General features: G+C 71.5%; 17 protein-coding genes. 5 read left to right on the top strand and 12 right to left on the bottom strand.

Translation table 11 applies throughout. From position 1 onward, the window contains the following. Window positions 1-174 precede the first annotated feature (174 nt). Window positions 175-843, top strand: coding sequence for a DUF6318 family protein (locus DEO23_RS05150; RefSeq protein ID WP_109274959.1), 669 nt, complete (start codon window positions 175-177; stop codon window positions 841-843). Window positions 844-894: 51 nt separating this feature from the next. Here the strand turns inward: DEO23_RS05150 and DEO23_RS05145 are convergent, their stop codons facing one another. The 7 genes from DEO23_RS05145 to DEO23_RS05115 all read right to left on the bottom strand — a co-directional run bounded on the left by DEO23_RS05145 (window position 895) and on the right by DEO23_RS05115 (window position 10,952). After that, on the bottom strand, window positions 895-1,158 hold the full coding sequence (locus tag DEO23_RS05145; protein ID WP_109274958.1) for a hypothetical protein: 264 nt from the start codon (window positions 1,156-1,158) through the stop codon (window positions 895-897). Window positions 1,159-1,585: 427 nt separating this feature from the next. Next, window positions 1,586-2,464, bottom strand: coding sequence for a class I SAM-dependent methyltransferase (locus DEO23_RS05140; RefSeq protein ID WP_109274957.1), 879 nt, complete (start codon window positions 2,462-2,464; stop codon window positions 1,586-1,588). Between the two features lie 141 nt (window positions 2,465-2,605). Further along, window positions 2,606-3,112 (bottom strand): DUF456 domain-containing protein, encoded by a 507-nt coding sequence (locus DEO23_RS05135; RefSeq protein WP_109274956.1) that lies wholly within the window; start codon window positions 3,110-3,112, stop codon window positions 2,606-2,608. Window positions 3,113-3,194: 82 nt separating this feature from the next. Next, on the bottom strand, window positions 3,195-4,151 hold the full coding sequence (locus DEO23_RS05130) for a beta-ketoacyl-ACP synthase III (protein ID WP_109274955.1): 957 nt from the start codon (window positions 4,149-4,151) through the stop codon (window positions 3,195-3,197). Window positions 4,152-4,488: 337 nt separating this feature from the next. Next, on the bottom strand, window positions 4,489-6,336 hold the full coding sequence (locus DEO23_RS05125; RefSeq protein WP_109274954.1) for an RICIN domain-containing protein: 1,848 nt from the start codon (window positions 6,334-6,336) through the stop codon (window positions 4,489-4,491). 234 nt (window positions 6,337-6,570) lie between these two features. Then, on the bottom strand, window positions 6,571-9,795 hold the full coding sequence (locus DEO23_RS05120) for an AAA family ATPase (RefSeq protein WP_109274953.1): 3,225 nt from the start codon (window positions 9,793-9,795) through the stop codon (window positions 6,571-6,573). Continuing rightward, on the bottom strand, window positions 9,792-10,952 hold the full coding sequence (locus DEO23_RS05115; protein ID WP_109274952.1) for an exonuclease SbcCD subunit D: 1,161 nt from the start codon (window positions 10,950-10,952) through the stop codon (window positions 9,792-9,794). Before DEO23_RS05115 ends, DEO23_RS05120 begins: the two co-directional genes overlap by 4 nt. 211 nt (window positions 10,953-11,163) lie before the next feature. Here DEO23_RS05115 and DEO23_RS05110 point away from each other — a divergent pair, with 211 nt between their 5' ends. Further along, window positions 11,164-11,505 (top strand): cupin domain-containing protein, encoded by a 342-nt coding sequence (locus DEO23_RS05110; protein WP_109274951.1) that lies wholly within the window; start codon window positions 11,164-11,166, stop codon window positions 11,503-11,505. Window positions 11,506-11,539: 34 nt separating this feature from the next. Here DEO23_RS05110 and DEO23_RS05105 read toward each other — a convergent pair whose 3' ends face one another. From DEO23_RS05105 to DEO23_RS05095, 3 genes are read right to left on the bottom strand one after another with little or no spacing between them, the layout of a single operon-like run. Further along, window positions 11,540-13,042 carry a sulfatase family protein gene (locus tag DEO23_RS05105; RefSeq protein WP_165831732.1) on the bottom strand — a complete coding sequence of 501 codons (1,503 nt, stop codon included), beginning with the start codon at window positions 13,040-13,042 and terminating at the stop codon, window positions 11,540-11,542. Then, window positions 13,039-14,595: a sugar porter family MFS transporter gene (locus tag DEO23_RS05100; protein ID WP_109274950.1), complete on the bottom strand. Its 1,557-nt coding sequence runs from the start codon at window positions 14,593-14,595 to the stop codon at window positions 13,039-13,041. Before DEO23_RS05100 ends, DEO23_RS05105 begins: the two co-directional genes overlap by 4 nt. Next, entirely contained in the window at window positions 14,592-15,734 is a 1,143-nt protein-coding gene (locus DEO23_RS05095; protein ID WP_165831731.1) for an ROK family transcriptional regulator, read from the bottom strand. Before DEO23_RS05095 ends, DEO23_RS05100 begins: the two co-directional genes overlap by 4 nt. Before the next feature lie 182 nt (window positions 15,735-15,916). Between DEO23_RS05095 and DEO23_RS05090 the strand changes: the two genes are divergently transcribed. After that, on the top strand, window positions 15,917-17,359 hold the full coding sequence (locus DEO23_RS05090) for an LLM class flavin-dependent oxidoreductase (protein ID WP_165831730.1): 1,443 nt from the start codon (window positions 15,917-15,919) through the stop codon (window positions 17,357-17,359). Between the two features lie 69 nt (window positions 17,360-17,428). Here DEO23_RS05090 and DEO23_RS05085 read toward each other — a convergent pair whose 3' ends face one another. Both DEO23_RS05085 and DEO23_RS05080 read right to left on the bottom strand, forming a co-directional pair. Beyond that, window positions 17,429-18,775, bottom strand: coding sequence for an MFS transporter (locus DEO23_RS05085; protein ID WP_205678873.1), 1,347 nt, complete (start codon window positions 18,773-18,775; stop codon window positions 17,429-17,431). Beyond that, window positions 18,772-19,428, bottom strand: a complete 657-nt coding sequence (locus tag DEO23_RS05080) for a GntR family transcriptional regulator (RefSeq protein WP_109274948.1) — start codon at window positions 19,426-19,428, stop codon at window positions 18,772-18,774. The genes DEO23_RS05085 and DEO23_RS05080 overlap by 4 nt, the downstream gene beginning before the upstream one ends. 111 nt (window positions 19,429-19,539) lie before the next feature. Here DEO23_RS05080 and DEO23_RS05075 point away from each other — a divergent pair, with 111 nt between their 5' ends. After that, window positions 19,540-21,054, top strand: a complete 1,515-nt coding sequence (locus DEO23_RS05075; protein WP_109274947.1) for a dihydrolipoyl dehydrogenase family protein — start codon at window positions 19,540-19,542, stop codon at window positions 21,052-21,054. Then, on the top strand, window positions 21,051-21,668 hold the full coding sequence (locus tag DEO23_RS05070; RefSeq protein ID WP_165831729.1) for a GNAT family N-acetyltransferase: 618 nt from the start codon (window positions 21,051-21,053) through the stop codon (window positions 21,666-21,668). Before DEO23_RS05075 ends, DEO23_RS05070 begins: the two co-directional genes overlap by 4 nt. Window positions 21,669-21,672 lie beyond the last annotated feature (4 nt).

The following is a 21,672-nucleotide window of genomic DNA, read 5'->3' as shown; positions in this document are numbered from 1 at the left end:
CCGGACTGCGCCCAGTAGCCTACGGAGGAAAGACCGCGGGGTCCATCGAATTGGGCGGATTCGTCCGACGTCCGACCGGTTCTGCGCCGACCACGCACCGGCCGCGCATCGGCCGCACTCGGTCGAGCCCAGGCACGTTGTCGCGCGTCCAGGCGGCCCCTCTACGCTGGCACGGTGAAGCGACGTACCCAGCAGATCATCATCGCCGTGGTGGCACTCGCCCTGGTGATCCCCTTCGGCGCCGTGGGCCTCTCGCAGGTGTTCGGCAAGAGCAACGGCAAGGACGCCCCCTCGGCCTCGGCGAGCCCGACCGCCGAGCAGGACACGCGACCGGCCGTGGACCCGTCCTCGCAGCCCGACCCCTCCCCCACCTCCGGGCCGAAGCTCCCGAAGGACGCGCTGACGGACCAGTCGGAGGACGGGGCCACGAAGGTCGGCACGTACCTGCTGGACTCCTACGGCTACATGATGGCCACGGGCGACGTGAAGGGCTGGGGCGAGGTCGTCGACTCCAACTGCGAGGTGTGCACGACGTTCCTCAGCAATGCCACGCAGCTGCACGAGCAGGGCGGATACCAGTCCGGCGGGGAGTTCACCGTGAAGTCGGCGTCCTTCGACGGCGCCGGTGACCCGCCCACCAGCGGCACGCTGAGCGTGGAGGTCACGCAGAAGGACGCCCAGATCGTCGACGACCCCAAGAAGCAGGCGCAGGAGGTCGACGGCTTCAGCGGCGAGATGCAGATGAAGCTGAACTGGGACGGCTCGCAGTGGAAGGTCGGCGACATGTCGATCACCGGGGCCGACGGCGCGAGCGGCGGCGGGACCGGCGGCACCGGCGGCTGAGTCGGCGGCCGCGCCGGCGGCAGGTGGACGAGCTTCCGGAGAGAGGAAGCCTCAGCGGAAGCCGGGCAGCTGCCGGGCAGCGTCCTCACGCTTGCCGGTGAGCTCGCGGACCGTGACCGAGCCGGTCGCACGGGCGAGCTCGGTCGCACCAGAGCCCTTCACGGCGCGCGCGATCTGCTCGGTGACCTGGTCCGGAGCCGTGGATCCCGTCCCCGCGAACCAGACCCAACGTCCATCGATCGAGCGCGGCGGGGGGTCCTGGAGAGGGGCGAGGACGGCGCGGTGTCGGCGTGCCTCCTTCGGGGAGGGCCCCACGAAGTGGATCCCTCGCCGGGTCCACGCCGAGCGTCGGACCGTCGACTGCGGGAAGCCTCCCGTCGCGGTCTCGGCGGCGTAGCGCCGGACCCCTCGAGCGGGGCGATGCTGCCCGGGACGATCTGGTCGTAGCGCACCACGTAGGGACGCACGCCGGGGGCGACGCTGCCGACCAGGAGGCCCCGTTCGCACACCACGAGCCGCTCCCCGCTGATGTACAGCAGGATCAGCGCGAAGATGATCGCGAACGCTGCGGCCGGGGCGAGTGCGAGCACCGCGGTTTCCGCCGGGTTGATCAGGGTGAGGCCCGTGAACACCGCCCACACCAGGACGAACCGGCCGATCACGAGCGGTCCCGGCCGATCGGAGTGCACGGCGACGATGCCGCCGACCTCGTCGCGGTGGCGGCGTGCGGCCGAGCGGGCGCTCATGCCTCGGGCCCGGAGGGCTCGGGGGCCTCGACGTTCGGCGCAGTCGCGGCGACGAACAGGTCGGTGCGATAGGGCAATGGGACGATGCTCCCGCGCTCGTGCTCGAGGTGCTCGTGGAGGTACCAGTCGAGATTCGAGAGCACCTTCTCGCGCCGTTCGGGCGCTGCGGTGATCACGTAGCTGCGGGTGCGCGCGAGATCGATGAGCTCCTGGGTGGTGCGAGGGTCCTCCCAGCGATGGACGACGCGTTCGCGCTGATGGAAGAGACCGCCGAGCGGTGGCGTGAAGTCGTCACGGTAGACGTCGCCCGCGTGCATGATCCGTGAGTAGCGGTGCACCCAGGGGATCTGCACGTCCAAGGAGTTCCAGATCAGCGCGAGCAGACCTCCGGGGCGCAGGATTCGCGCGATCTCGTGGCAGGCCGCTTCGGTGTCGAACCAGTGCCAGGCCTGCGCGACGGTGACCAGGTCGGCGGAGTCGTCGGGCAGGCCGGTGTCCTCTGCCGAGGCGACGCGGGTGTGGAAGGAGCCGCTCGACGACGTCGCTGTCCCTTCCGCTGCCGCTCGCGCCGCGTCGAGCATCGAGGAGCTCGGGTCGACCGCGGTCACGCCGAGCCCGCGCGCCACCAGCTCCACCGAGAGCTTGCCCGTGCCTGCGCCGAGGTCCACGACATCGCGCGCGCCATCGGGCAGCTGCTCGACCAGGCCGTCGATCACGGGCGCGGGGTACCCGGGGCGCAGCCTGTCGTAGTCGGCCCCCTGCCCCTGGAACGCCGCGGCGAGCGCGCGCTGCTGATCGACCGAGCGGAAGCGCGGGGTGTCGCGTGAGGAGACCGGTGGAATGGCTCCGGGTGACGAGGCAGCAGGATCGGGCATGGACTCATGATCCCAGAGGCCGCGGGGACGGGAGGGCCGGTTCCCCGTGGAGACGGCGGAGGGCGGCGTGCGTGACCGACGCGGGTGAGCAGGCCAGCGCCATCGCCTCCTGACCGGTAGCGACCCGGCGCACTCGGCGACTCAGCGCTGCACGAAGTGCACCGTGGTCGCGATCGCGAAGATCAGCGTGGAGGCGAAGCCGCACACCAGCTCGAGCATGACACCGATGCCGAAGGCCTTGATCGCCACCCAGCTGGACTGCCAGGCGAGCTTGAGATCGCGGCGGCGGTACCACTCGGAGCCGTAGAGGCCGATGACGAAGCCGATCGGCAGCCCCAGGAACGGGATCACGAAGATGCCGACGATGCCCGCGAGCACGCCCACCACGATCGGCCAGGTGGGGACCTCGTGCTGTTTGAGCCGCCGGCCCGTCATCACGTAGCTGCAGATCATCCCCACGATGCAGAGCACGGCGATGAGAGCGAAGGCGAGCCAGGTCCATCCGCCCAGCACGATCGCCCACACCAGCGAGGCGATCAGGATCGTGATCGAACCGGGCAGGATCGGCAGCACGATGCCCGTGAGCCCCGCGGCGTAGGCGATGGCCACCACCACCGTGACGATGATCTGCACTGTCAGGGAATCCACGGGACCTCCGGGGCGTGAGCGGTGGGACGGGCGGATCGCCGGGGCGGGCAGCGCCCGGGCAGCGACGTCAGGGCAGGCGAGCTCAGGGCAGGCGGACGACCTGCCCGGCCCAGGAGAAGCCGCCGCCGAAGCCGACCAGCAGAGCGGTCGCGCCGGCGGGGATGCGCCCGGCCTCGCGCAGGCGGGAGATCGCGAGCGGGATCGTCGCGGCCGAGGTGTTGCCCGAGGTGATGATGTCGTCGGCCACGACCGCGTCCTCGCGCAGGTCCAGGGAGGCAGCGAGCGGCTCGATCATCCGCAGGTTCGCCTGGTGGGGCACGAACACGTCGATGTCGGCCATGGTGAGACCGGCGGCCTCGACGGTGCGAGCGCACAGCTTGGGTGCCTCGCGCAGCGCCCAGCCGAGGACCTGTCGACCCTGCTGGGAGAAGCAGCCGCTGGGCGGGCCGATGGTGACGGCGTCGGCGAGGTCGGTGACGGTCCCCCACTGCACGGGCGAGATCGTCGGCTCGTCGTTCGGCACCAGCACCATCGCTCCGGCGCCGTCGGCGGTCAGGACGCAGGTCGTGCGGTCGCTGTAGTCGGTGACGGCGGAGAGCTTCTCGGCGCCGATCACGAGCGTGGTGGCGGAGGCGCCGGCGCAGATCGACATGTCGGCGACCGCGAGCGCGTGCTCGAAGCCCGAGCACGCGGCGGAGACGTCGAAGGCCGCAGGATTGTTCAGCCCCAGCAGCTGCGCGGTGCGCCCCGCGGCGCTCGGCGAGCGCTCCTCGTTCGAGCAGGTCGCGACGATCACCTGGGTGATCTCGGAGGCGTCGACGCCGGCGTCGGCGATCGCGGCGCGACCGGCCTCGGCGGCGAGGTCCGCGACGTCCTGGTCCTCGGCGGCGATGTGGCGCTCCTCGATGCCCGTGCGCTGTCGGATCCACTCGTCACTGGTCTCGACCAACTGCTCGAGGTCGTGGTTCGTCATGATCCGCTCGGGCCGGTAATGACCGGTGCCGATGATCCGGGAACCTGCCGGGGGCGTGCTGGGCATGGGAGTCCTTCCTGCGGTGGCGCGTATCGGGAATCCGCGCGTCCGAGGAGTCTAGAACTCCGGGCCGGGCGGAGGCGGGCCGAAGCGTGCACGCGCCGGACACGTCACGCCGGAGGGGCACGGCGGGCGGGGCGGCGCAGGGCGGGGCAGGGCCGGGCGGGGCCGGGCCGGGCCGGGCCGGGCCGGGCGAGCCAAGACGCGCTCTATAGGAGCGTTCCGAGCCAAAACCGGTCGGATTTGGCTCGGAACTCTCCTATAGACGGCTGTGGGTGCCAGCCCACCTGGCCGACGGCCACCCGGCCGAGGCCTACCCGGACGACCGACGCCCGCTCACCCGTCACCCCCGCACGCGGGAGATGCCGAGCGACTGGCCCTCGTCGGCCACGGAGGCGCTGCCGCTGTAGTCGGCGGCGTCGGTGGTCGCCGAGGTGACGTTCGCACCGAGGTCCAGGACGAGGCCGCTGTAACGGTTGACCAGGTGGTAGCTGCCGGTGCGATCGCCGGTGGCAGCATCGGTGTCGCGCACGACCCACCACTGCTGGCCGACGGATGCATCGTGGCGCTTGCCGTGCCTCTCCCCCGCCGCCTCGGTGGCGCGGACCTTCGTGCCCCAGGCGCGCTGGGCGGTCTTGGTGGAGTCGACGCCCAGCAGCTTCCCGCTGCGGGTGTTGGTCACCGTGTAGGCGCCGTCGCCGGTGGACGCGATCTTCCACGACGCTCCGGCATCCGTGCGCTCCGCGGTGCCCACGACCTTGGCCTTGCCCTTCTTGGGCTGACCCAGCGCCGTGTGCCGACCGGTGGAGATCGTGTACGAGGCCTTGGTCGAGAACAGGTTCTGCGCCTCGGTCGCTGCCTCGTTCTCACTGTCGATGCTGACGTCGAAGTACTGGCCGTCGGAGTCGTCGGCGCACGCGATCGAGCAGTAGGAGCGGAAGTCCTTGCCGACGATGTTCCCGCTGGTCAGGGAATTCGAGTCGACGAGCCAGCGGTACCACGACTCCCAGTCCTGCTCGTCGCCGGTGCCGATCAGGTGCCACTTCTGGCTGCTGAGGTCATCGGTGGCGTAGTACTCCTGCGGGCCGGGCCGGGTCGCTCCCTCGGGCTGGCCGATGTACTGGCCGAGCTGCGCGTCGTAACTGATGTTCATGACGAACACCGGCGAGGTGCCGGGCAGGTCACCGGCCTTCACCTGCTCGTCGGTGTTGCCCGGGGTGGCCGGGTCGTAGTCGTCCTCGGGTGCGGTGTATCCGGAGGAGTCCTTCTCGGTGACGGGGGTCAGGTTCGACTCCTTCCCACCCAGGCCCTTCTGGGAGAACGAGCCGTCGTAGAACTTGGTCCACGATCCCGGTTCCATCTTCTTCGAGATGGGGGCCCGGGCGACGTGGGAGAGGTTCACGTTCGACCCTCCCTTGCCCTGCTTCCCGATCACGCGGGAACCGTAGTAGACGTAGAAGTACCCGGACGCGGTGTCGACGAACAGGCGCGGGTCGCCGTCGCCGTAGTTGTAGGTGTCCTCGGGGAACTGCTCGTCGTCACCGCGCTCGGTGGAGTACGGCGAGGTGATGATGTGGTCCTTGATGTCCCAGGTGTGCCCGGAATCGGTCGAGACCGCGTAGTCCAGCGAGTCGTAGTGCAGGCCGTCACCGAAGGGACGACCGGTGAACTCGTTGTGCACGATGCCGATCCAGTTCCCGGAATCGGGATCGACCCACACACCCACCAGGTCGCAGAAGTTCTTCTGGCTGTAGCTGCCCGTGGGGTCCTCACTGGCCTCGGCGCCTGTCGGGCTCTCGTCGCAACGCACGGTGGTGTCGTCGTTGCGATGATCCGGGTTCTCGGGGTCCGCCGCGACGTTCAATTCCTTGTCGGCCGTCATGTCGCTGATGTCGGTGCCCTGGAAGAAGGACCATTTGCGGGGGTCGTCCTTCGCATACAGCGCGTGGGCGGACTGGGCGTGGAAGTTCCCGTCGGGGTCCAGGAACATCGCTGCCGGGGTGTCGTCGGGGTAGGGGTAGTCGTGCACGTCGCCGACGTCGATGCTGACGTCCGACGAGTCGGTGGCCACGGGCTTCCCGGCCGGCAGGACGCTCGGAGCCTGCGCTGCCGTGGCGAGGGCGGGCGAGGCGATCACGAGTCCGGCAACCGTGGCGGACAGGATCGACCTCGCAAGAGATCTGCTGATCATGGGGCTGTTCCTGGGGATCGGGAGGTCACCGGAGCACAGAGCCGTGACCCCGGTCACCGAAGGACGCTACCGCGCACACGCTCATTCGTGAATGGTTTTGCAGCAATCGGGCACGAACGCGCACCCGATGCTCCGATGCTCCGATGCTCCGATGCTCCGATGCTCCGATGCTCCGATGCTCGACCATCGGGCGCTCCGAGGCGCCGCTGACCCTCGACGCCGTGCCGGGCCCCGTCAGGCGGTCACGGTCGCGTGGGAGCGACCGTCGGACCCGCGGCGCACGTGGATCTGCTCGGAGACCTGCGACTTCAGGTCGCCGACGTGGCTGACGATGCCGATCGTGCGTCCGTGCTGGGCGAGGTGCCCGATCTCGGAGACCACGGCCTCGAGGGTCTCGGGGTCCAGGGACCCGAAGCCCTCGTCGATGAACAGCGTCTCCATGCGCACTCCCCCGGCCTCGCCGGTGACGATGTCGGCCAGTCCCAGCGCCAGCGCGAGGGAGACGAAGAAGGTCTCCCCACCCGACAGCGTCTCCGGCACGCGCGCCTGGTCGGTGCGACGGTCCAGCACCAGCAGGTCCAGTCCGGTCTTGCGGGCGCCGCGGGCACCGGAGTCGCGCAGCAGCTCGAGGTCGGTGCCGGAGAAGCGGGCCAGACGGGCGTTCGCGGCAGCGACGACGTCCTCGAAGCGGCGCATCAGGACGTAGGTCGACAGCGGCACGCGGCGTCCGTCGGCGGAGTTCGCGGTCGCGAGGTCGGCGACGCGCACCACGACGCCGGCGCGCTCGCTCACGCCGCGGACCTCACGCATCGCACCCTGCAGGGCGGTGCGCGCCTGGCCCACCCGCTCGGCGACGGCCGAGGCGCGCGCGGCGAGGGTCGCAGCCTCGCGCGCGCTCTGCTGGGCGGCGGTGAGCTGCTCCCGGGCGGCGCGGGCTGCGGCCTCGGCGCTCTCGCGGGCCTCGTCGCTCTCCTCCGCATCGGCGATGCCCTCCTCGGCGAGGCCGTCGGCCAGGCGGGACTCCTCGATCGCCCGCTGCTCGAGGGTGCGGGAGAGCGCACGGCGACGCTCGTCGGGCAGGACGCTCTCGCGCACGGCCACGTCGGTGGCGAGTCCTTCGAGGTCGCCGTCAGGTCCGGCGGCATCAGCGGCGGTCCCGACGGCAACGCTGTCGCCCCCGACGGCGCCGGTCACGGAGCCGTCCTGCCCGTGAGCCGTCGATTCCCGCAGCTGAGCGTCCGCCCGTCGGCGCGCCTGCTCGGTCTCCTCGGCGAGCTCGCTCGCGCGCGCCGCCTGGTCGGTGGCGCTGCGCAGGGCTTCCCGCAGCGCGGTCGCGGCGCGGGCGCGGGTGACGTGGTGCTGCCGGCGTTCGGCGATGGACGCGGACTCGCCCCGGGCCTCGGCGACGCGTGCGCGGTCGGTATCGAGGGCGGCCGACGCCTCCTTCGCGGTGGTGCGCTCGCGTTCGAGCGCGAGGGCGTCCGCGGCCCGGCGTTCGGTGAGAGCGGCGGTGTCCTCGTCGTGGCGGGCGATCGCCTGCTCGAGCCGCTGGACCTCGTCCTGGGCCTCGGCGGCGCTCCGGGTCGCCGTCCTCGCCTCCTCGACGGCGGTGGTCGCCGCGGGGACCTCGAGGTCGCCCGCCTGCTCCCGCAGCGTCTGCAGCTCGCTCTCGTGCAGGGCTCGCTTCTGCGCGGCGTCGGAGTGGGCGGATTCGGCGGTCTTCCGGTCCTTCTCGGCGGCCTCGACCTGCTCGGCGTCCACGGCGTCCTTCGTGGCGGTGGCACGGTGCGGGTGGTCGGTCGATCCGCACACCGGGCAGGGATCGCCGGCCGGCAGATCGTGGGCGAGCTCGGCGGCGATCCCGGCGAACCGGCGTCGACGCAGGTCGCTCTCGGTCTCGGCGGCGAGCTGGGCGGCCGTGAGCGTCTGCGTCTCGGTGGTCCTCGCCGTCTCCAGCGCGCTCTGCTGGGCCTCGACCTTGCGAGCGGCCTGGAGGCGCTGCTCGGCGGCGCGCTCGGCGAGGCGGGCGTCGGCGAGCGCTGCGGCACGGGTGCGGGCGTCGTCGCGGGAGGCGGTGAGCTCCTGCTTCGCGCCGGGCCGGGTGTCAATCTGCTCGTCGAGCCGGGCGAGGGCCTGCGCCGCCTCGGTGATCCGCCGCTCGCGGGAGGCGAGCTCCTCGCTGCGTGCGCCGAGCGCTCCCTCGAGGGTCAAGAGGTCCTCGAGGGAGCCCGCGGCGCCCGTGGCTTCGTCGGAGGCCGCGGCGAGCGCACCGGGAGCATCCTCGGTGCCCAGCAGGTCGGCGATCTCGGGATGGTCGCGACGGGTCTCGGTGGTGCGCTCGGTCAGCGCGTTCTCGAGGGAGTGGGAGCGAGTGGCGGCCTCGTCGCGTCGCCGCAGCAGGTCGGCGACGGGTCGTGCGGCCTCGTCCCGTGCGAGCTGCCGACGGGCAGCACCGATCTCCCGGGAGCCGGCGTCGAGGCGGGCGCGCAGGGTGTCGAGCTCGCGACGGCGATCGATGCGCCGCAGAGTCGCGGTGGCCTCCTCGGCCTGCGCCTGCGCGGCGGCCTCGGACGCGGTGGCGGCCTCGCGGTCCTGAGCCGCCCGCTCGGAAGCCTCGGCGGCACTGGCGTGATGCTGGCCAGCAGCCTCGTCGAGGTCCTCGAGTCGCAGGGCATCCGCATGCCCCTCGAGCGTGGCGAGGTCCTCGCCCTCGATGACCCTGGCCTCCACGAGCCGGGCCAGGGAGCGGTTCAGGGTGCCGCGGGCCGCCTCGACCTCGCGCCGGGCCTGCTTGCGCATCTCCTCGAGCTGCTTCTCGACGTCCTGGAAGACCTCGGTGCCGAACACGCGCTGGAGGACCTGCTGGCGTTCACCGGACCCGGCGCGCAGGAACCGCGCGAACTCGTTCTGGGGCAGCAGCACCGTCTGCGTGAACTGCTCGCGGGTCAGCCCCACGGCCTGCTGGATCTCGCGACCCACCTCGTCGAGACGGGTCGCGATCGGCTCGGCGGCGCCGGCGGCGGCCGTGCCCTCGTTCGTCGCCCCGCTCGCGCCCTCGGCCATCTCGGCGATCACGACGGGCAGCAGCTCGGGCGAACCGATCCGCCACAGCAGCGCCTTGGCCTGCTGCTTCGTGGTGCCGCTGCCGCGTTTCTTGGCCCGCGCGTACTCGGGTTCGCGGCGCACCCGGTAGATGCCCGATCCGGTCTCGAAGGCCAGGTCGATGACGCTCGCGGTGGTCGGCGAGGCGAACTGGGAGCGGATCCGCTCGCCGCTCGCGCTGCTGCCGGCCACGTTCCCATAGAGCGCGAAGACGATCGCGTCGAGGATGGTGGACTTGCCCGAGCCCGTCGGCCCTTCGAGCAGGAACATCCCGCTCGCGCCGAGCGCGGTGAAGTCGATGTCGACATCGCCGCCGAAGGGCCCGATCCCGCGCAGGTGCAGGTGGTGGAGCTTCACGAGGCCTCCTGCCGGCGGGTGCGCACGCTCGTGTAGGCCTCGTCCATGACCTCGTGCTCGGCGGTCGTGGGGTCGCCGCCGGTGACATAGCCCAGGAAGTCGTCCATGACCTCGAGGGGGTCTGCCTCGCGGCGCACCTCGGGTGCGAGGTCGCTGCCGCTGCGGCCGACGGGTTCGTAGGAGGTCAGCAGCAGGTGCGGATAGGCAGCGTGCAGCTGCTCCTGCAGGTGGGCGGGCCGGGCGGTGTCGGTGACGATCGCCTTGAGGTAGTCCTCGCTGTGCTCGGGGGCCTGCGCGAGGATCTCCTCGAGGGTGCCGCGCAGCTCGGTCAGACGCCTCGGAACGGGGGTCTCGATGCGCTCGACCTGCACGTCGCCCTCGGCGGCGAGGTCCACGAGCAGCACGGACTTGCGGTGGCCCTTCTCGGAGAAGGAGAAGGCCAGCGGGGAGCCGGAGTACCAGGCGGGTCCGCCCACCGTGGCCGAGAGGTCCTGGCAGCCGTGGAGGTGGCCGAGTGCGAGGTAGTCGATCCCGCCCAGCACGCCGGTGGGCACCGAGTCGACACCACCCACGGAGAGGTCGCGCTCCGAGTCGCTGGAGTCGCCGCCGCTGACGAAGGTGTGGGCGAGCACGACGGTGCGCGCGCCCGGGTGCTGGGCGGCGCGCTCGCGCACGCGGTCCAGGGCCGCGCGGGTCACCGCCTCGTGGCTGCGGGCGAGGGGCTCCTCCCCCTCCTTCTTCAGTTTGTGACGGGCGAGGTCGGGCTCGAGGTAGGGCAGTCCGAAGAACAGCACCTCGCCGTGGGAGTCCTCGACGACGACCGGGTGATCCAGCGCCGGCATGTCGGTGAGCAGGTGGACGCCCGCACGCATCAGCTCGCGGCCGAAGCCCAGGCGGTCCGCCGAATCGTGGTTACCGGGGGTGAGGACCACGGTCGCCGTCTCGGCGAGACGCGCGAGGGTGCGCCCGAGCAGCTTCACCGAGTCGGTGGGCGGCACGGCGCGGTCGTACACGTCGCCGGGGATGACGACCACGTCCACCTCGCGCTCCCGCACCAGGTCCACGAGCCAGTCGTGGAAGGCGACCTGGTGATGGTGCAGGTCCTCGCCGTGCAGGGTGCGCCCCAGGTGCCAGTCCGAGGTGTGCAGGATCTTCATGCCGACGACCCTATGTGTGGACGCCGACATCCGTGCGCTCGAGAGCACCGGAGCGGAGGACACGGGCGCCGACAGGGCCGGACCGCAAGCGGCGCACGGTCTTGATCGGTGGGGTGTGCTCCTCGCCGATCGACAGGTGCGCGCGCTCCCGTGGCCGTAGGCTGGAGGAAGCCGACGCCCCACGGCGCGCGACGCCGCGGAAGGAGACGAGATGGTCGACCTCGACGCCCTGTCCCGGAACCATCTGGAGGCCGCCCGACGGGACGAGCGAGGGCGCAGCGCCGAGCTCGTCGTCCACGACGGCGAGCTGCGCCAGAGCGTGATCGCGCTGGTGCGCGGGGCCTGCCTGTCGGCGCACAACTCCCCACCCGCGGCGAGCATCCAGGTCCTGAGCGGCCGCCTCCGCGTCGAGCTCGACGGCGAGGTGCAGGGCGAGGTCGGCGCCGGAGAGCTCTGGGCACTCACCCACGAGCGTCACGCCGTCCTCGCCCTGGAGGACACGGCGTTCCTGCTGACCACGGTCACCGGGGTCGACCAGCGCTCCTACGCCTGACCGGGACCCGATCGGGTGGACCCGGAGCCGCTGGTCAGCCCGCCCGATAGCTCGACTCGTCGAGCCCTGACATGGTCGGGTCGTGGTCGAGGTGCCCGACTGCGTCCATCGAGCTCATCCAGTGGTAGAAGTTGTCCCCGCGCTCGCGCAGACGCTCGTAGAGATCAGCGAGCATACCGCGGCGGGGCTGCTCGAGCAGCGGGTCCTCGAAACGATTGGTGAGCTCGTCGGGGTCCTCGACCAGGTCGTAGAACTCGTTGCGGGACTCGGGGTTGACCACCAGTTTGTACCGGGAACCGCGCAGCATCCGCTGGGCGATCGGGAAGTGGTGGCCGTGGAACTCGCACAGCACCTTCTCGTCCCACTGCGGATGCTCACCACGCACGATCGGCAACAGGGACCGCGAGTCGATGGCAGGGTCCGTCGGTCGGCCGGCGAGGTCCAGGAAGGTCGCGGGCAGGTCCAGCAGGCTCACGAACTCCCCCCGCACCTGGGACGGGCAGCCGGGAACGCGCAGGATCCCACCGGTGCGGTAGATGTCGTCGTACATCGCCGGTCCCTTGTCGTGCAGGCGGTGGGCACCCGTGAACTCCCCGTGGTCGGAGCTGAAGGCGACGGCGGTGGTGTCCGTGAGTCCGAGCTCGTCGAGCGCGGCGAGGATCCGCCCGAACTCCCGGTCGATCATCGTCACGTACCCCCAGTACACGGCGATGAGCTTGCGGGACTCCTCCTCCGTGAGGGTGTCGAAGGCCCAGTGGCGCGAGTAGTTCTGCTGCACGGGCGGCTTGTCGGCGAAGTCCTCGGCCACTGATCGGGGCAGCTCGACGTCGGCCGGGTCGTACAGGTCGAAGTACTCGTCGGGCACCACGTAGGGCAGGTGCGGGCCCGAGAAGCTCGAGACCACGAAGAACGGGGTCTCGCCGCTGCTGGCACCCTCGGCGTACCGCGTGAGCATCTCGATGGTGCGATCGGCCAGGTAGTGCTCGAAGGTCGCCTCGACGGGCTGCTGCAGTCGCGCGGCCATGAGGTTGCCGACCTCGCCGTTGGGGAAAGTGCCGCGGATCCGGTCGCTGATCGAGTACGGCGGGTGCCCGCGCTCGGCGAGCCAGGTGAGGTAGTCCGGGTGGTCCACGGCGTTGTGCCAGCCGGGATGGTGCTCGGCCTCGAAGCCGAAGTCGGCGGCGGTGCGCTCCTCCCCCACGTGCCACTTGCCGACGAGGCCGCACTCGTACCCGTGAGCCCGAAGGTCCTCGGGCACGGTCCACTGGTCCTCGGGCAGATCTTCGATGTAGCCGACGTTGCGCTCATGGTTTGCCAGCAGCTTGTGGCGGAAGGGGGCGGCCCCGGTGAACAGGGACGCCCGCGCTGGCGTGCAGATCGCCGTGGGCGTGAACCAGTTCTCGAAGCGGGTGCCGCTCGCAGCGAGCGCATCGAGGTTCGGCGTGCGACAGATCGGGCTGCCGTAGCAGCCCAGGGTGTCGACGCGATGCTGGTCGGTCATCAGCATGAGGATGCTGCGGCGGGGCGCGTCGGTCATGGGCGGGTGCCTTTCGGGGTGGTGTCGGCGAACTGGTCCATCTGCTCGAGCTCGAGGTTCTTGGTCTCGGGGACGCATCGCAGCACGAACAGGATCGAGGCGAGGGCCACGACTGCGTAGAGGGCGTAGGTGGTGCCGATCGACCAGGCGGCCAGGACCGGGAAGGTGAGGGTGACGGCGAAGTTCGAGGCCCATTCGACGCCGCCGGCGACGGAGGTCGCCGCGCCGCGCATGCGGTTGGGGAACATCTCCCCGATCAGCACCCACATGATCGGACCCCAGGTGCCCGCGTAGGCGAACACGTACAGGCACAGGGCGACCAGGGCGAGCGTCGCGCCGATGGGAGAGGAGGCGAGGTCCGGGGCCGTACCGCCGCCGGGCTGGGGCACGCGGTCCGCACTCAGCATGACCACGGCCGTCACCACGAGCGCAGCGAACATCGAGATCGAGCCCCACAGCAGCAGCGGACGCCTGCCCACCCGGTCCACCAGCAGCATGCCGGTGACGATGGCGGCGATCTTCACGGCGGTGAGCACGAGGGTCTGCTGCAGGGAGTCCTGCTCGTCGAAGCCGATGGTCGAGAAGATCGTGGTGGCGTAGTAGAAGATCGCGTTGATGCCCACCAGCTGCTGCAGCGCGGCCAGGCCGATACCGACCCAGACGATGCGCTGCAGTCGTGAGCTGCCGGGGACGAGCAGCGCCCGGAAGCCACCGCTGCGGTGCACGGTGAGGGATCGGGTGATCTCCTCGACGCGCTGGTCGACGGCGTCCTCCCCGATCGTGCGGACCAGCACGGCCCGCGCCTCGGTGACGCGACCGCGGGCGATCAGGAAGCGCGGGGACTCGGGGACCAGCAGCGACGCCACGAGGTAGACGACACCGCCGACGGCGACCGAGAGGAACGCCCACTGCCACACCTCGAGCTGCACGCCCGCCAGGCCCAGCCGCGAGGTCGACAGCGGGGCGTCACCGGTGGCGGGCGGAGCAGCCGCGAGCATCGCATCGCCCAGCAGGCCGCAGACGAACAGTCCGATGATCAGCAGGAACTGACGCAGAGAGACGAGCATGCCACGCATGGAAGCGGGCGAGGTCTCGGAGACGTAGGCCGGGGCGATCGTCATCGCCGCCCCCATGGCCATGCCGGAGAAGACCCTCCAGACCAGGAACAGGGTCATCGAGTCGCCGACGAAGGCGGTGCCGACGGAGGAGATGATGAACAGGACCGCGGCCACGATCATGATGGCGCGTCGGCCGATGCGGTCCGAGAGGCGTCCGGCGAGGAACGCGCCGAGCACGGCGGTGAGCACCCCGAAGGCGACAGCGAAGCCGAGCAGACCGGTGCTCGCGCCGGTGTGGAAGGCGAGCGCGTTCTTGACGACGTTCAGCGCCATCGCATCCCAGCCGAACATGAGGCCGGAGATCGAGGCGGCCAGCGCCGCCCCGAGTGCCCGGCGTCGAGCCGCGCGGGGTACGGGCGATGTGCCGCCGGAGTGACGCGCAGGCGATGCTGCTGAGGATGCCGGGCCCACGACGGTGTGGTCGGGTCGTGTCATGCGAACAGGTCCTTTCCTGGCCGACGGGGATGGAGCACGACGAGTGCGGCGCCGGTCGCGCCGGCGAAGGCGTCCAGGCGCCCGCGGTCGAGGGGGATGACGGGGAAGCGCTCCCCCACACTCTCGGCGACGAGCGGACGGATCGTTTCCAGGAGCGCGTCGTCGGCATCGACGAGGTCTCCGGTGAGGATCACCTCGTCGGGATCGACGATGGTGGTGGCGAGCACGAGCGCCCGCGCGATCCCGTGGGCGACGCGCTCGAGGACACCCCGCAGCTGCGGGGGACGCGCCTCGAGCACGGCGCGCAGTTCGGCCGGGGAACGCAGGACGATGCCGTGGCTGCGCAGTGCGGAGAGCACCGCCGGGGTGGAGGCGACCGTCTCGAGGCAGCCGGAGCGTCCGCAGCGGCAGGTCATGCCGGGCATCTCGACCGGCAGATGTCCGATCTCGCCCGCCATGCCGTCGGCCCCGAGATCGAGGGCTCCATCACGCACGATGGCTCCGCCCACGCCCTGATAGCAGCGCACGTGAAGGGTGGTGCGGCCGTTGTCCCCGGCAGCCAGGTGCTCGGCGAAGGCCGCGAAGCGCGTGGTGTTGTCGACGTGGACCGGGGCGGCGAAGCGGGCTTGCAGCGTCTCGACGAGTCCGCTCCACGGTGCGCGCTCGGGCCGCGTGAGCGCAGCGGGACCGGAGATCCCCAGACCGATTCCCCGCAGGGCGGGCGTCGCCGAAGAGAGGTCGAGTTCGCCGAGAAGTCGCTCGACGAGCTCGTGGCGACGCCGCGCCCCCGGACTTCCCTCGTGCTCGGCCTGCCGGCTCGCGAGCACCTCGCCGAAAGTGTTGAGGGCGACCACGCGCGCGGCTCCGTGCGCGAGGTCGATGCCGAGGGCTCGCAGGGCAGCACGATCGACGGCGACCTGTTCGGTCGGTCGTCCGCGACCGTCCCGTTCGTCGTGGCCGACGACCTTCACTGCGCCCTCGTCGACCAGCCGTGTGACCACGGCGGAGATGGTCGAGCGGCTCAGGCCCGTGACCTCGGCCAGACCGGCACGCGTGATGGCCCCGCCGCCGCGGAAGACTTCGATGACCTCGGCCTCGCGCGGATGGGCGGGAGTCGGCAGCGACCCCGTCGTGGACATGGGCCCCACGCTAGAGGCAGCGATTTCCTCCATCTCGCGGGTGCAGAAGTCCTGTCGCGATGAGACGCGGATCACAGGGAGCGCCCGTGTGCCCCGATGTGTCCTCCCATGTCCTCGCCCTTGGTCGCGCTCCGACGGCGGCGGTACGAATGCACGACACCGTCCGCTGCCGAGGAGTTCACATGACCGCCCAGCGCATCCGCTTCAACGCCTTCGACATGACCTGCGTCATGCACCAGTCGCCCGGGCTGTGGGCACGCCCCGAGGACCAGTCCACCCGTTACAAGGACGTCGAGTACTGGGTGGAGCTCGCGAAGCTCCTGGAGAGCGCGAAGTTCGACGGCCTGTTCATCGCCGACGTGCTGGGCATCTACGACACCTACCAGGGCTCCCACGAGGCGGCCGTGCGACGCGCCATGCAGGTGCCCGTGCACGATCCGCTGATGCAGGTCTCGGCGATGGCCGCCGCGACCGAGCACCTCGCGTTCGGGATCACCGTCTCCACGACCTACGAGCAGCCGTACTCGCTCGCCCGGCGGTTCAGCTCCCTCGATCACCTCACCAAGGGCCGCATCGCCTGGAACATCGTCACGTCCTACCTCGACAGCGCCGCCCGGAACCTCGGCCTGGACCGCCAGATGTCCCACGACGAGCGCTACGACCTCGCCCAGGAGGTCATCGAGGTCTGCTACAAGCTCTGGGAGGGCTCGTGGGAGGACGACGCCGTCGTCGAGGACCGCACGAACCAGGTCTACGCCGACCCGGACAAGGTGCACCCGATCGAGCACGAGGGCACCTACTTCTCCGTGCCCGGCATCCACCTCGCCGAGCCCTCGCCCCAGCGCACCCCGGTGATCTGGCAGGCCGGCTCCTCGACCAAGGGCCGGGCGTTCGCCGCCCGCAACGCCGAGGCCGTGTTCACGGTGGCCCCGACCACCACGGTCCTGCGCCGCTACGTCGATGACATCCGGACCATCGCCGCCGAGGCCGGCCGGGACCCGCGCAGCGTCAAGATCTTCACCGAGGTCGCCACGGTGGTCGCACCCACGGACGAGGAGGCGCAGGCCAAGTACGAGGAGCTGCTGAGCTGGGCCGACTACGAGGGCGCCCTGGCCTTCTACGCGGGCATCACCGGTATCGACCTCTCGACACTGGACCCGGACACGCCGCTGGAATACGTGGAGACGGACTCCGCGCGCTTCGCCCTGGAGATCTTCTCCTCGGCCGACCCGACCCGCACCTGGACCCCGCGAGAGGTCTCGCGGTTCGTCTCCATCGGCGCCATGGGCCCGGTGATCGTCGGCTCGCCGACGACGGTCGCGGACGAGCTCGAGCGGTGGGTCGAGGACGCCGACATCGACGGCTTCAACCTCGCCTACGTCACCACCCCGGGCACGTTCGAGGACTTCATCGAGTACGTGATCCCGGAGCTGCAGGCCCGCGGCCGCTACTGGGAGGACTACGACGAGTCCGAGACCCTCCGCGAGCGCATCTACGAGCCCGGTCAGAAGCGCGTTCGCGAGGACCATCCCGCCGCCGTGCACCGTCGGGCGCTGCAGGAGAAGGTCGCCCAGCGAGACCGGGCCGCGGAGCCCACGGGACCCGCGGAACCGGCGCGGGTCTGAGGCCGACAGGGGCCGAGGTCCGCCGGGTCGGGCCCGAGAGCCCGACCCCTGCGCCGGTTCTCCAGGTCGTCAGCCGGCCTCTGCTTCGCCGGCGGACTCGAGCTCGTCGGCGGGGATGTGCCGGCGGGACGAGGCGACGATCCCGATCCAGCACAGCGCTCCCAGACCGACGATCACGGCGAGCACGAGCGTGACGTCGAGGAGGTGGGCGAGGGCGGCGATCACCGCGGGGGCGAGGAAGCCGGCGTACGCCGCGGCATAGAAGACGCCCGTGAGGCCCGCCAGGTCGCGGGCGCCGGCGATGCGCTGCACCTCGAGCAGCGAGGAGACCAGGGCGGTGCCGATCCCGATACCGATGATGACGTTGGCGCCGAGGCCGATAGCCACCGACTGCGTCCGGATCGCCACGGCCACGATCGCGATGCCCAGCACCATCATCGCGACGGCCACGAGCAGGCCGCGGGCGGATTCCAGGGAGTGCACGCGCTGGGCGAGGGGCTGGATCAGGCTGGAGACGCCGAGGGCGATGACGGTGGCGGCGGTCGCGCACACCAGCCCCCAGCGGCCCGTCGCGCCGCCCAGCTGCGTGGGCAGGAAGCCGTAGCCGATCGCGGCGGAACCGAAGATCCAGGGCGCGGCCGGCAGCACCACACGGGTGAAGCGCTTGTGGCCGGCACTGGGCACCGCGAGCTGACGCCACCACGGGCCCGAGAGTCCGCCGGGGACCCGGCCCTCGGGGGTCCGCGCGACGATCACGAGGAACGGCGCGGTCACGGCCAGGTGCAGGACGAAGGGCACGATCTCGGGCAGCGGACCCCACTGGGCGATCAGCCCGGCCAGGAGCGCTCCGACGGCGGAGCCCGTGGTGAAGGCCAGGGAGGCACGTCGGGCCCCGGAGTCCGCGGCGGCACCGGGGTCGAACCGCCCCTGGGACAGCTCCTTGATCCACGCGTTGCCCACGGCCATCGCGATGCCCACGGAGATTCCCGAGAAGAGCCTGCCCGCGGCCAGGAACGGCGCGCCGAGCGGGCCGAGGGCCAGCAGCACGCTGCCGGTGAGCGCGGCGAGCACGCCGGCGAACAGGAGGGGGCGTCGGCCGTGGCGGTCGGAGAGGGACCCGGCGATCAGCAGCGCGGGGGCGAGGCCCAGCACGTAGACGCCGAGGAAGATGTTCACGAGCACCGAGGAGTAGTGGTCGCGCTGCTCGTACATCAGCAGCAGCGGGCTGAACTGGTTGCCCGCCCACGAGCACACGAACACTGCTCCCCAGGCGGCGAGCCACGGCTTCACGCGGGAGGTGTGCGCGCGGTGCCGGCCGTGCCGCGAGCGGTCGGGGGTCTGCTCCGCGGCGTGCGGCGCGAGCTCCGGCGTGGCCGGTGTCTCCACCGCGGTGGCGGTCTCGGTCGGGGCGCTCACAGGGCACCCCGGTGCGAGGCGACGTGCTCGTGCAGGGTGCGCGCGTAACGGTCGCTGTCGCCCTCGGCGAGGGCCGCGGCGAGCTGTCGGTGGTGCTCGAGCGAGGCCCGCAGCTGCTCCGGGCGCACCCGCATCAGCTGGTGGCGCAGGCGCTGCTGACGGTCGCGGAGCCTCGCCGTGAACATGATGGCGATGGCGTTGCCAGACGCCTCGATCACGGTGGCATGGAACCGGGAGTCGGCGTCGATGAACGCGGCGACGTCGTCGGCCTCGATCGCGGCCCCCTGCTGGGCCAGGAGCTCCTCGAGGGCGGACGCGATGCCGTCGGCCGTCCCCTCGGCGACGACCCGGGCCGCGGCGGCACCCTCGATCGCCTCGCGCATCTCGAGCACATCGGTGGCCTCGTGCGGGGACATGGGGCGCACGACGGCGCCGCGGCGACTCTCGAGGGTCAGCAGACCTTCGGCGGCCAGCCGCAGGAATGCCTCGTGCATGGGGGTACGGGACAGCTCCAGCTCGCGGCACAGTGCGTTCTCGCTGACGCTATCGCCGCCGGCCAGGTCGCCGCGGATGATCGCGGTCTTGACGTGCTCGTAGGCGCGTTCCGCCGCGGGGTGCGCGGGGGATGCACTCGACGTGTTCTGGAAGGTCACCGTTCGAGAGTAGACCCTTGCATGCAAGCTTGCACGCAAGGGTTTCCCCGGGGTGACCGAGGGGACATCGACGAGATGCGGAGGCCGCACCGCACGCGTAACCTGGGTCACATGAACTCCGATGCGCCCTCCACCGCCCCCTCGCCCTCCGAGACCTCGCTCTCCACCGCCCGCAACCGCGACCCCGACCTCGAGGTCGACGTGATCGTGATCGGCGCGGGCCCCGTCGGCGAGAACGTGGCCCAGTACGCGATCGAGAGCACCGGGCTGAGCGCCGCGATCGTCGAGGGAGAGCTGCTGGGCGGCGAGTGCTCGTACTGGGCGTGCATCCCGTCCAAGGCGCTGCTACGGCCGATCGACGTGCAGGCCACCGCGGCGAACCTGCCGGGGGTCTCGACGCCGCGGGTCGAGGTCGACGAGCTCCTTGCGCGGCGTGACACCTGGGTCTCCGAGTACGACGACTCCGGCCAGGCGCAATGGGCCGAGGGGGCCGGGATCCACGTGGTGCGCGGGCACGGGCGCCTCGGCGGCGAGCGCACGGTGATCGTCGCGCGGGCCGACGGGGCGGATCGCGAGCAGGTCCTGCGGGCGCGTCTCGCGGTGGTGATCGCGACGGGCAGCGAGGCGGTCATCCCCGACGTCTTCGCGCAGCTCGCTCCCTGGACCTCGCGGGACGCGACCGGGGTGCGGGAGGTACCGAGCTCCCTGCTGATCATCGGCGGAGGCGTGGTCGCGTCCGAGGCGGCGACCTGGATGCGGGCGCTCGGGTCCGAGGTGACGATGCTGGTGCGGGGCGAGAGCCTGTTGCGCGGTGTCGAGCCGGAGGCAGCGCGGTTCGTGCAGAAGGACCTCGAGAATGCCGGGGTCCGGGTGGTGACCGGCGCCGAGGTCCGCGAGGCGAAGCGCCCGGATGCCAAGGCGACGGGAACGGGTCGCGTGCACGGCGGATCCGTCCAGGTCAGCTCGTCGGCAGGCGATTTCACGGCCGCCGAGGTGCTGGTGGCGACGGGGCGCAGACCGCGGTTGGACGACGTGGGCCTGGAGCCCCTGGGGCTCTCGGCCGACGACGTCTCCGGCGGCGCCCTTCCCGATTGGCTGCACGCGGTCGGGGATGCGAGCGGCGAGGCGCCGCTGACCCACTGGGGCAAGTACCGGGCGCGCGTGATCGGTGAGGAGATCCGCGATGCGGCGCTCGCCGACACGGAGCCGACCCCTCCCCCGGCCCCTGCGGCCGACGGTCGCGCCGTCCCGCAGGTCGTGTTCACCGATCCGCAGGTCGCGAGCGTGGGGCTCACCGAGGCGCAGGCGCAGGACGCGGGCTTCGAGACCGAGGTCGCCCAGGTCCCCTACAACGGTGCGGCGGGCAGCTCCCTGCTGCGCGACGACGCCGACGGGATCGCCAAGATCGTCGTCGACGCGCGCACGCACCACCTGCTGGGGGCGACGTTCGCCGGCCCGGATGCCGCCGAGGTGGTCCACGCGGCGACCGTGGCGATCGTCGGCGAGATCCCGACCGAGGTGCTGCGCCATGCGGTGCCGAGCTTCCCCACGGTCGCCGAGCTCTGGCTGCGACTGCTCGAGGAGCTGCCGCGGGAGTTCCGGCGGGCGGGCGAGGTGCGAGGGTGAGCGCGGAGCGCGAGCACCACCACACCCGCCCCGCCGGAGGGCCTCCCCACCTCGCCGAGACCATCACCCTGCACCCGCTCACCCCGGACGATGCAGCTGCGATCGTCGCCGCCGAGGACGAGTCCACGATCCGGTTCCTCAGCGGAGGGCGGAGCACCGTCGACGGCACCCGTGCGTACATCGAACGACTCGACCGTGAAGCCGCCGCGGGGAAGAGGAAGCGAACATTCGGCATCTGGGTCGAGGGCTCACTTGTGGGGACGATCGACTACGACCCCGACGTCACCGACGGGCTCGACCCCGGCGACGTGAACATCGCCTACGGGGTGGCGTCCCGGATGCGCGGACGCGGCATCGCGGTGCGCGCCGTCGAGCTGGTCTGCGCAATCATCCGAGAGCGCGGAGTGGGAGACCGTGCCGCCATCCGCACCGCCGACGACAACCCGGCGTCACAGAAGGTCGCAAGCAGAGCAGGCTTCCAGCACCTCCGGACGTTCGAGAGCGCGACCGACGTCGATGGCCTCGGCGCCCCGCTCATGATGCAGGCCTATGTGCGGGACCTCCGAAGAGACCTCGGCGGGCGCCACGGCAGGGTCTCGCAGACAGAGCGGTGACGTG

The sequence above is a fragment of the Brachybacterium endophyticum genome, from assembly GCF_003130585.1.
Classification (GTDB): domain Bacteria; phylum Actinomycetota; class Actinomycetes; order Actinomycetales; family Dermabacteraceae; genus Brachybacterium; species Brachybacterium endophyticum.
This window is presented reverse-complemented; position numbering and strand designations above follow the sequence as displayed.

Excerpts from the sequence above, each read along its gene's own strand:
- DEO23_RS05105 (WP_165831732.1), bottom strand. The coding sequence starts at position 13,042 with ATGACCGACGCGCCCCGCCGCAGCATCCTCATGCTGATGACCGACCAG.
- DEO23_RS05095 (WP_165831731.1), bottom strand. The coding sequence starts at position 15,734 with ATGTCCACGACGGGGTCGCTGCCGACTCCCGCCCATCCGCGCGAGGCC.
- DEO23_RS05140 (WP_109274957.1), bottom strand. The coding sequence starts at position 2,464 with ATGCCCGATCCTGCTGCCTCGTCACCCGGAGCCATTCCACCGGTCTCC.
- DEO23_RS05110 (WP_109274951.1), top strand. The coding sequence starts at position 11,164 with ATGGTCGACCTCGACGCCCTGTCCCGGAACCATCTGGAGGCCGCCCGA.
- DEO23_RS05130 (WP_109274955.1), bottom strand. The coding sequence starts at position 4,151 with ATGCCCAGCACGCCCCCGGCAGGTTCCCGGATCATCGGCACCGGTCAT.
- DEO23_RS05125 (WP_109274954.1), bottom strand. The coding sequence starts at position 6,336 with ATGATCAGCAGATCTCTTGCGAGGTCGATCCTGTCCGCCACGGTTGCC.
- DEO23_RS05075 (WP_109274947.1), top strand. The coding sequence starts at position 19,540 with ATGAACTCCGATGCGCCCTCCACCGCCCCCTCGCCCTCCGAGACCTCG.
- DEO23_RS05090 (WP_165831730.1), top strand. The coding sequence starts at position 15,917 with ATGACCGCCCAGCGCATCCGCTTCAACGCCTTCGACATGACCTGCGTC.
- DEO23_RS05100 (WP_109274950.1), bottom strand. The coding sequence starts at position 14,595 with ATGACACGACCCGACCACACCGTCGTGGGCCCGGCATCCTCAGCAGCA.
- DEO23_RS05115 (WP_109274952.1), bottom strand. The coding sequence starts at position 10,952 with ATGAAGATCCTGCACACCTCGGACTGGCACCTGGGGCGCACCCTGCAC.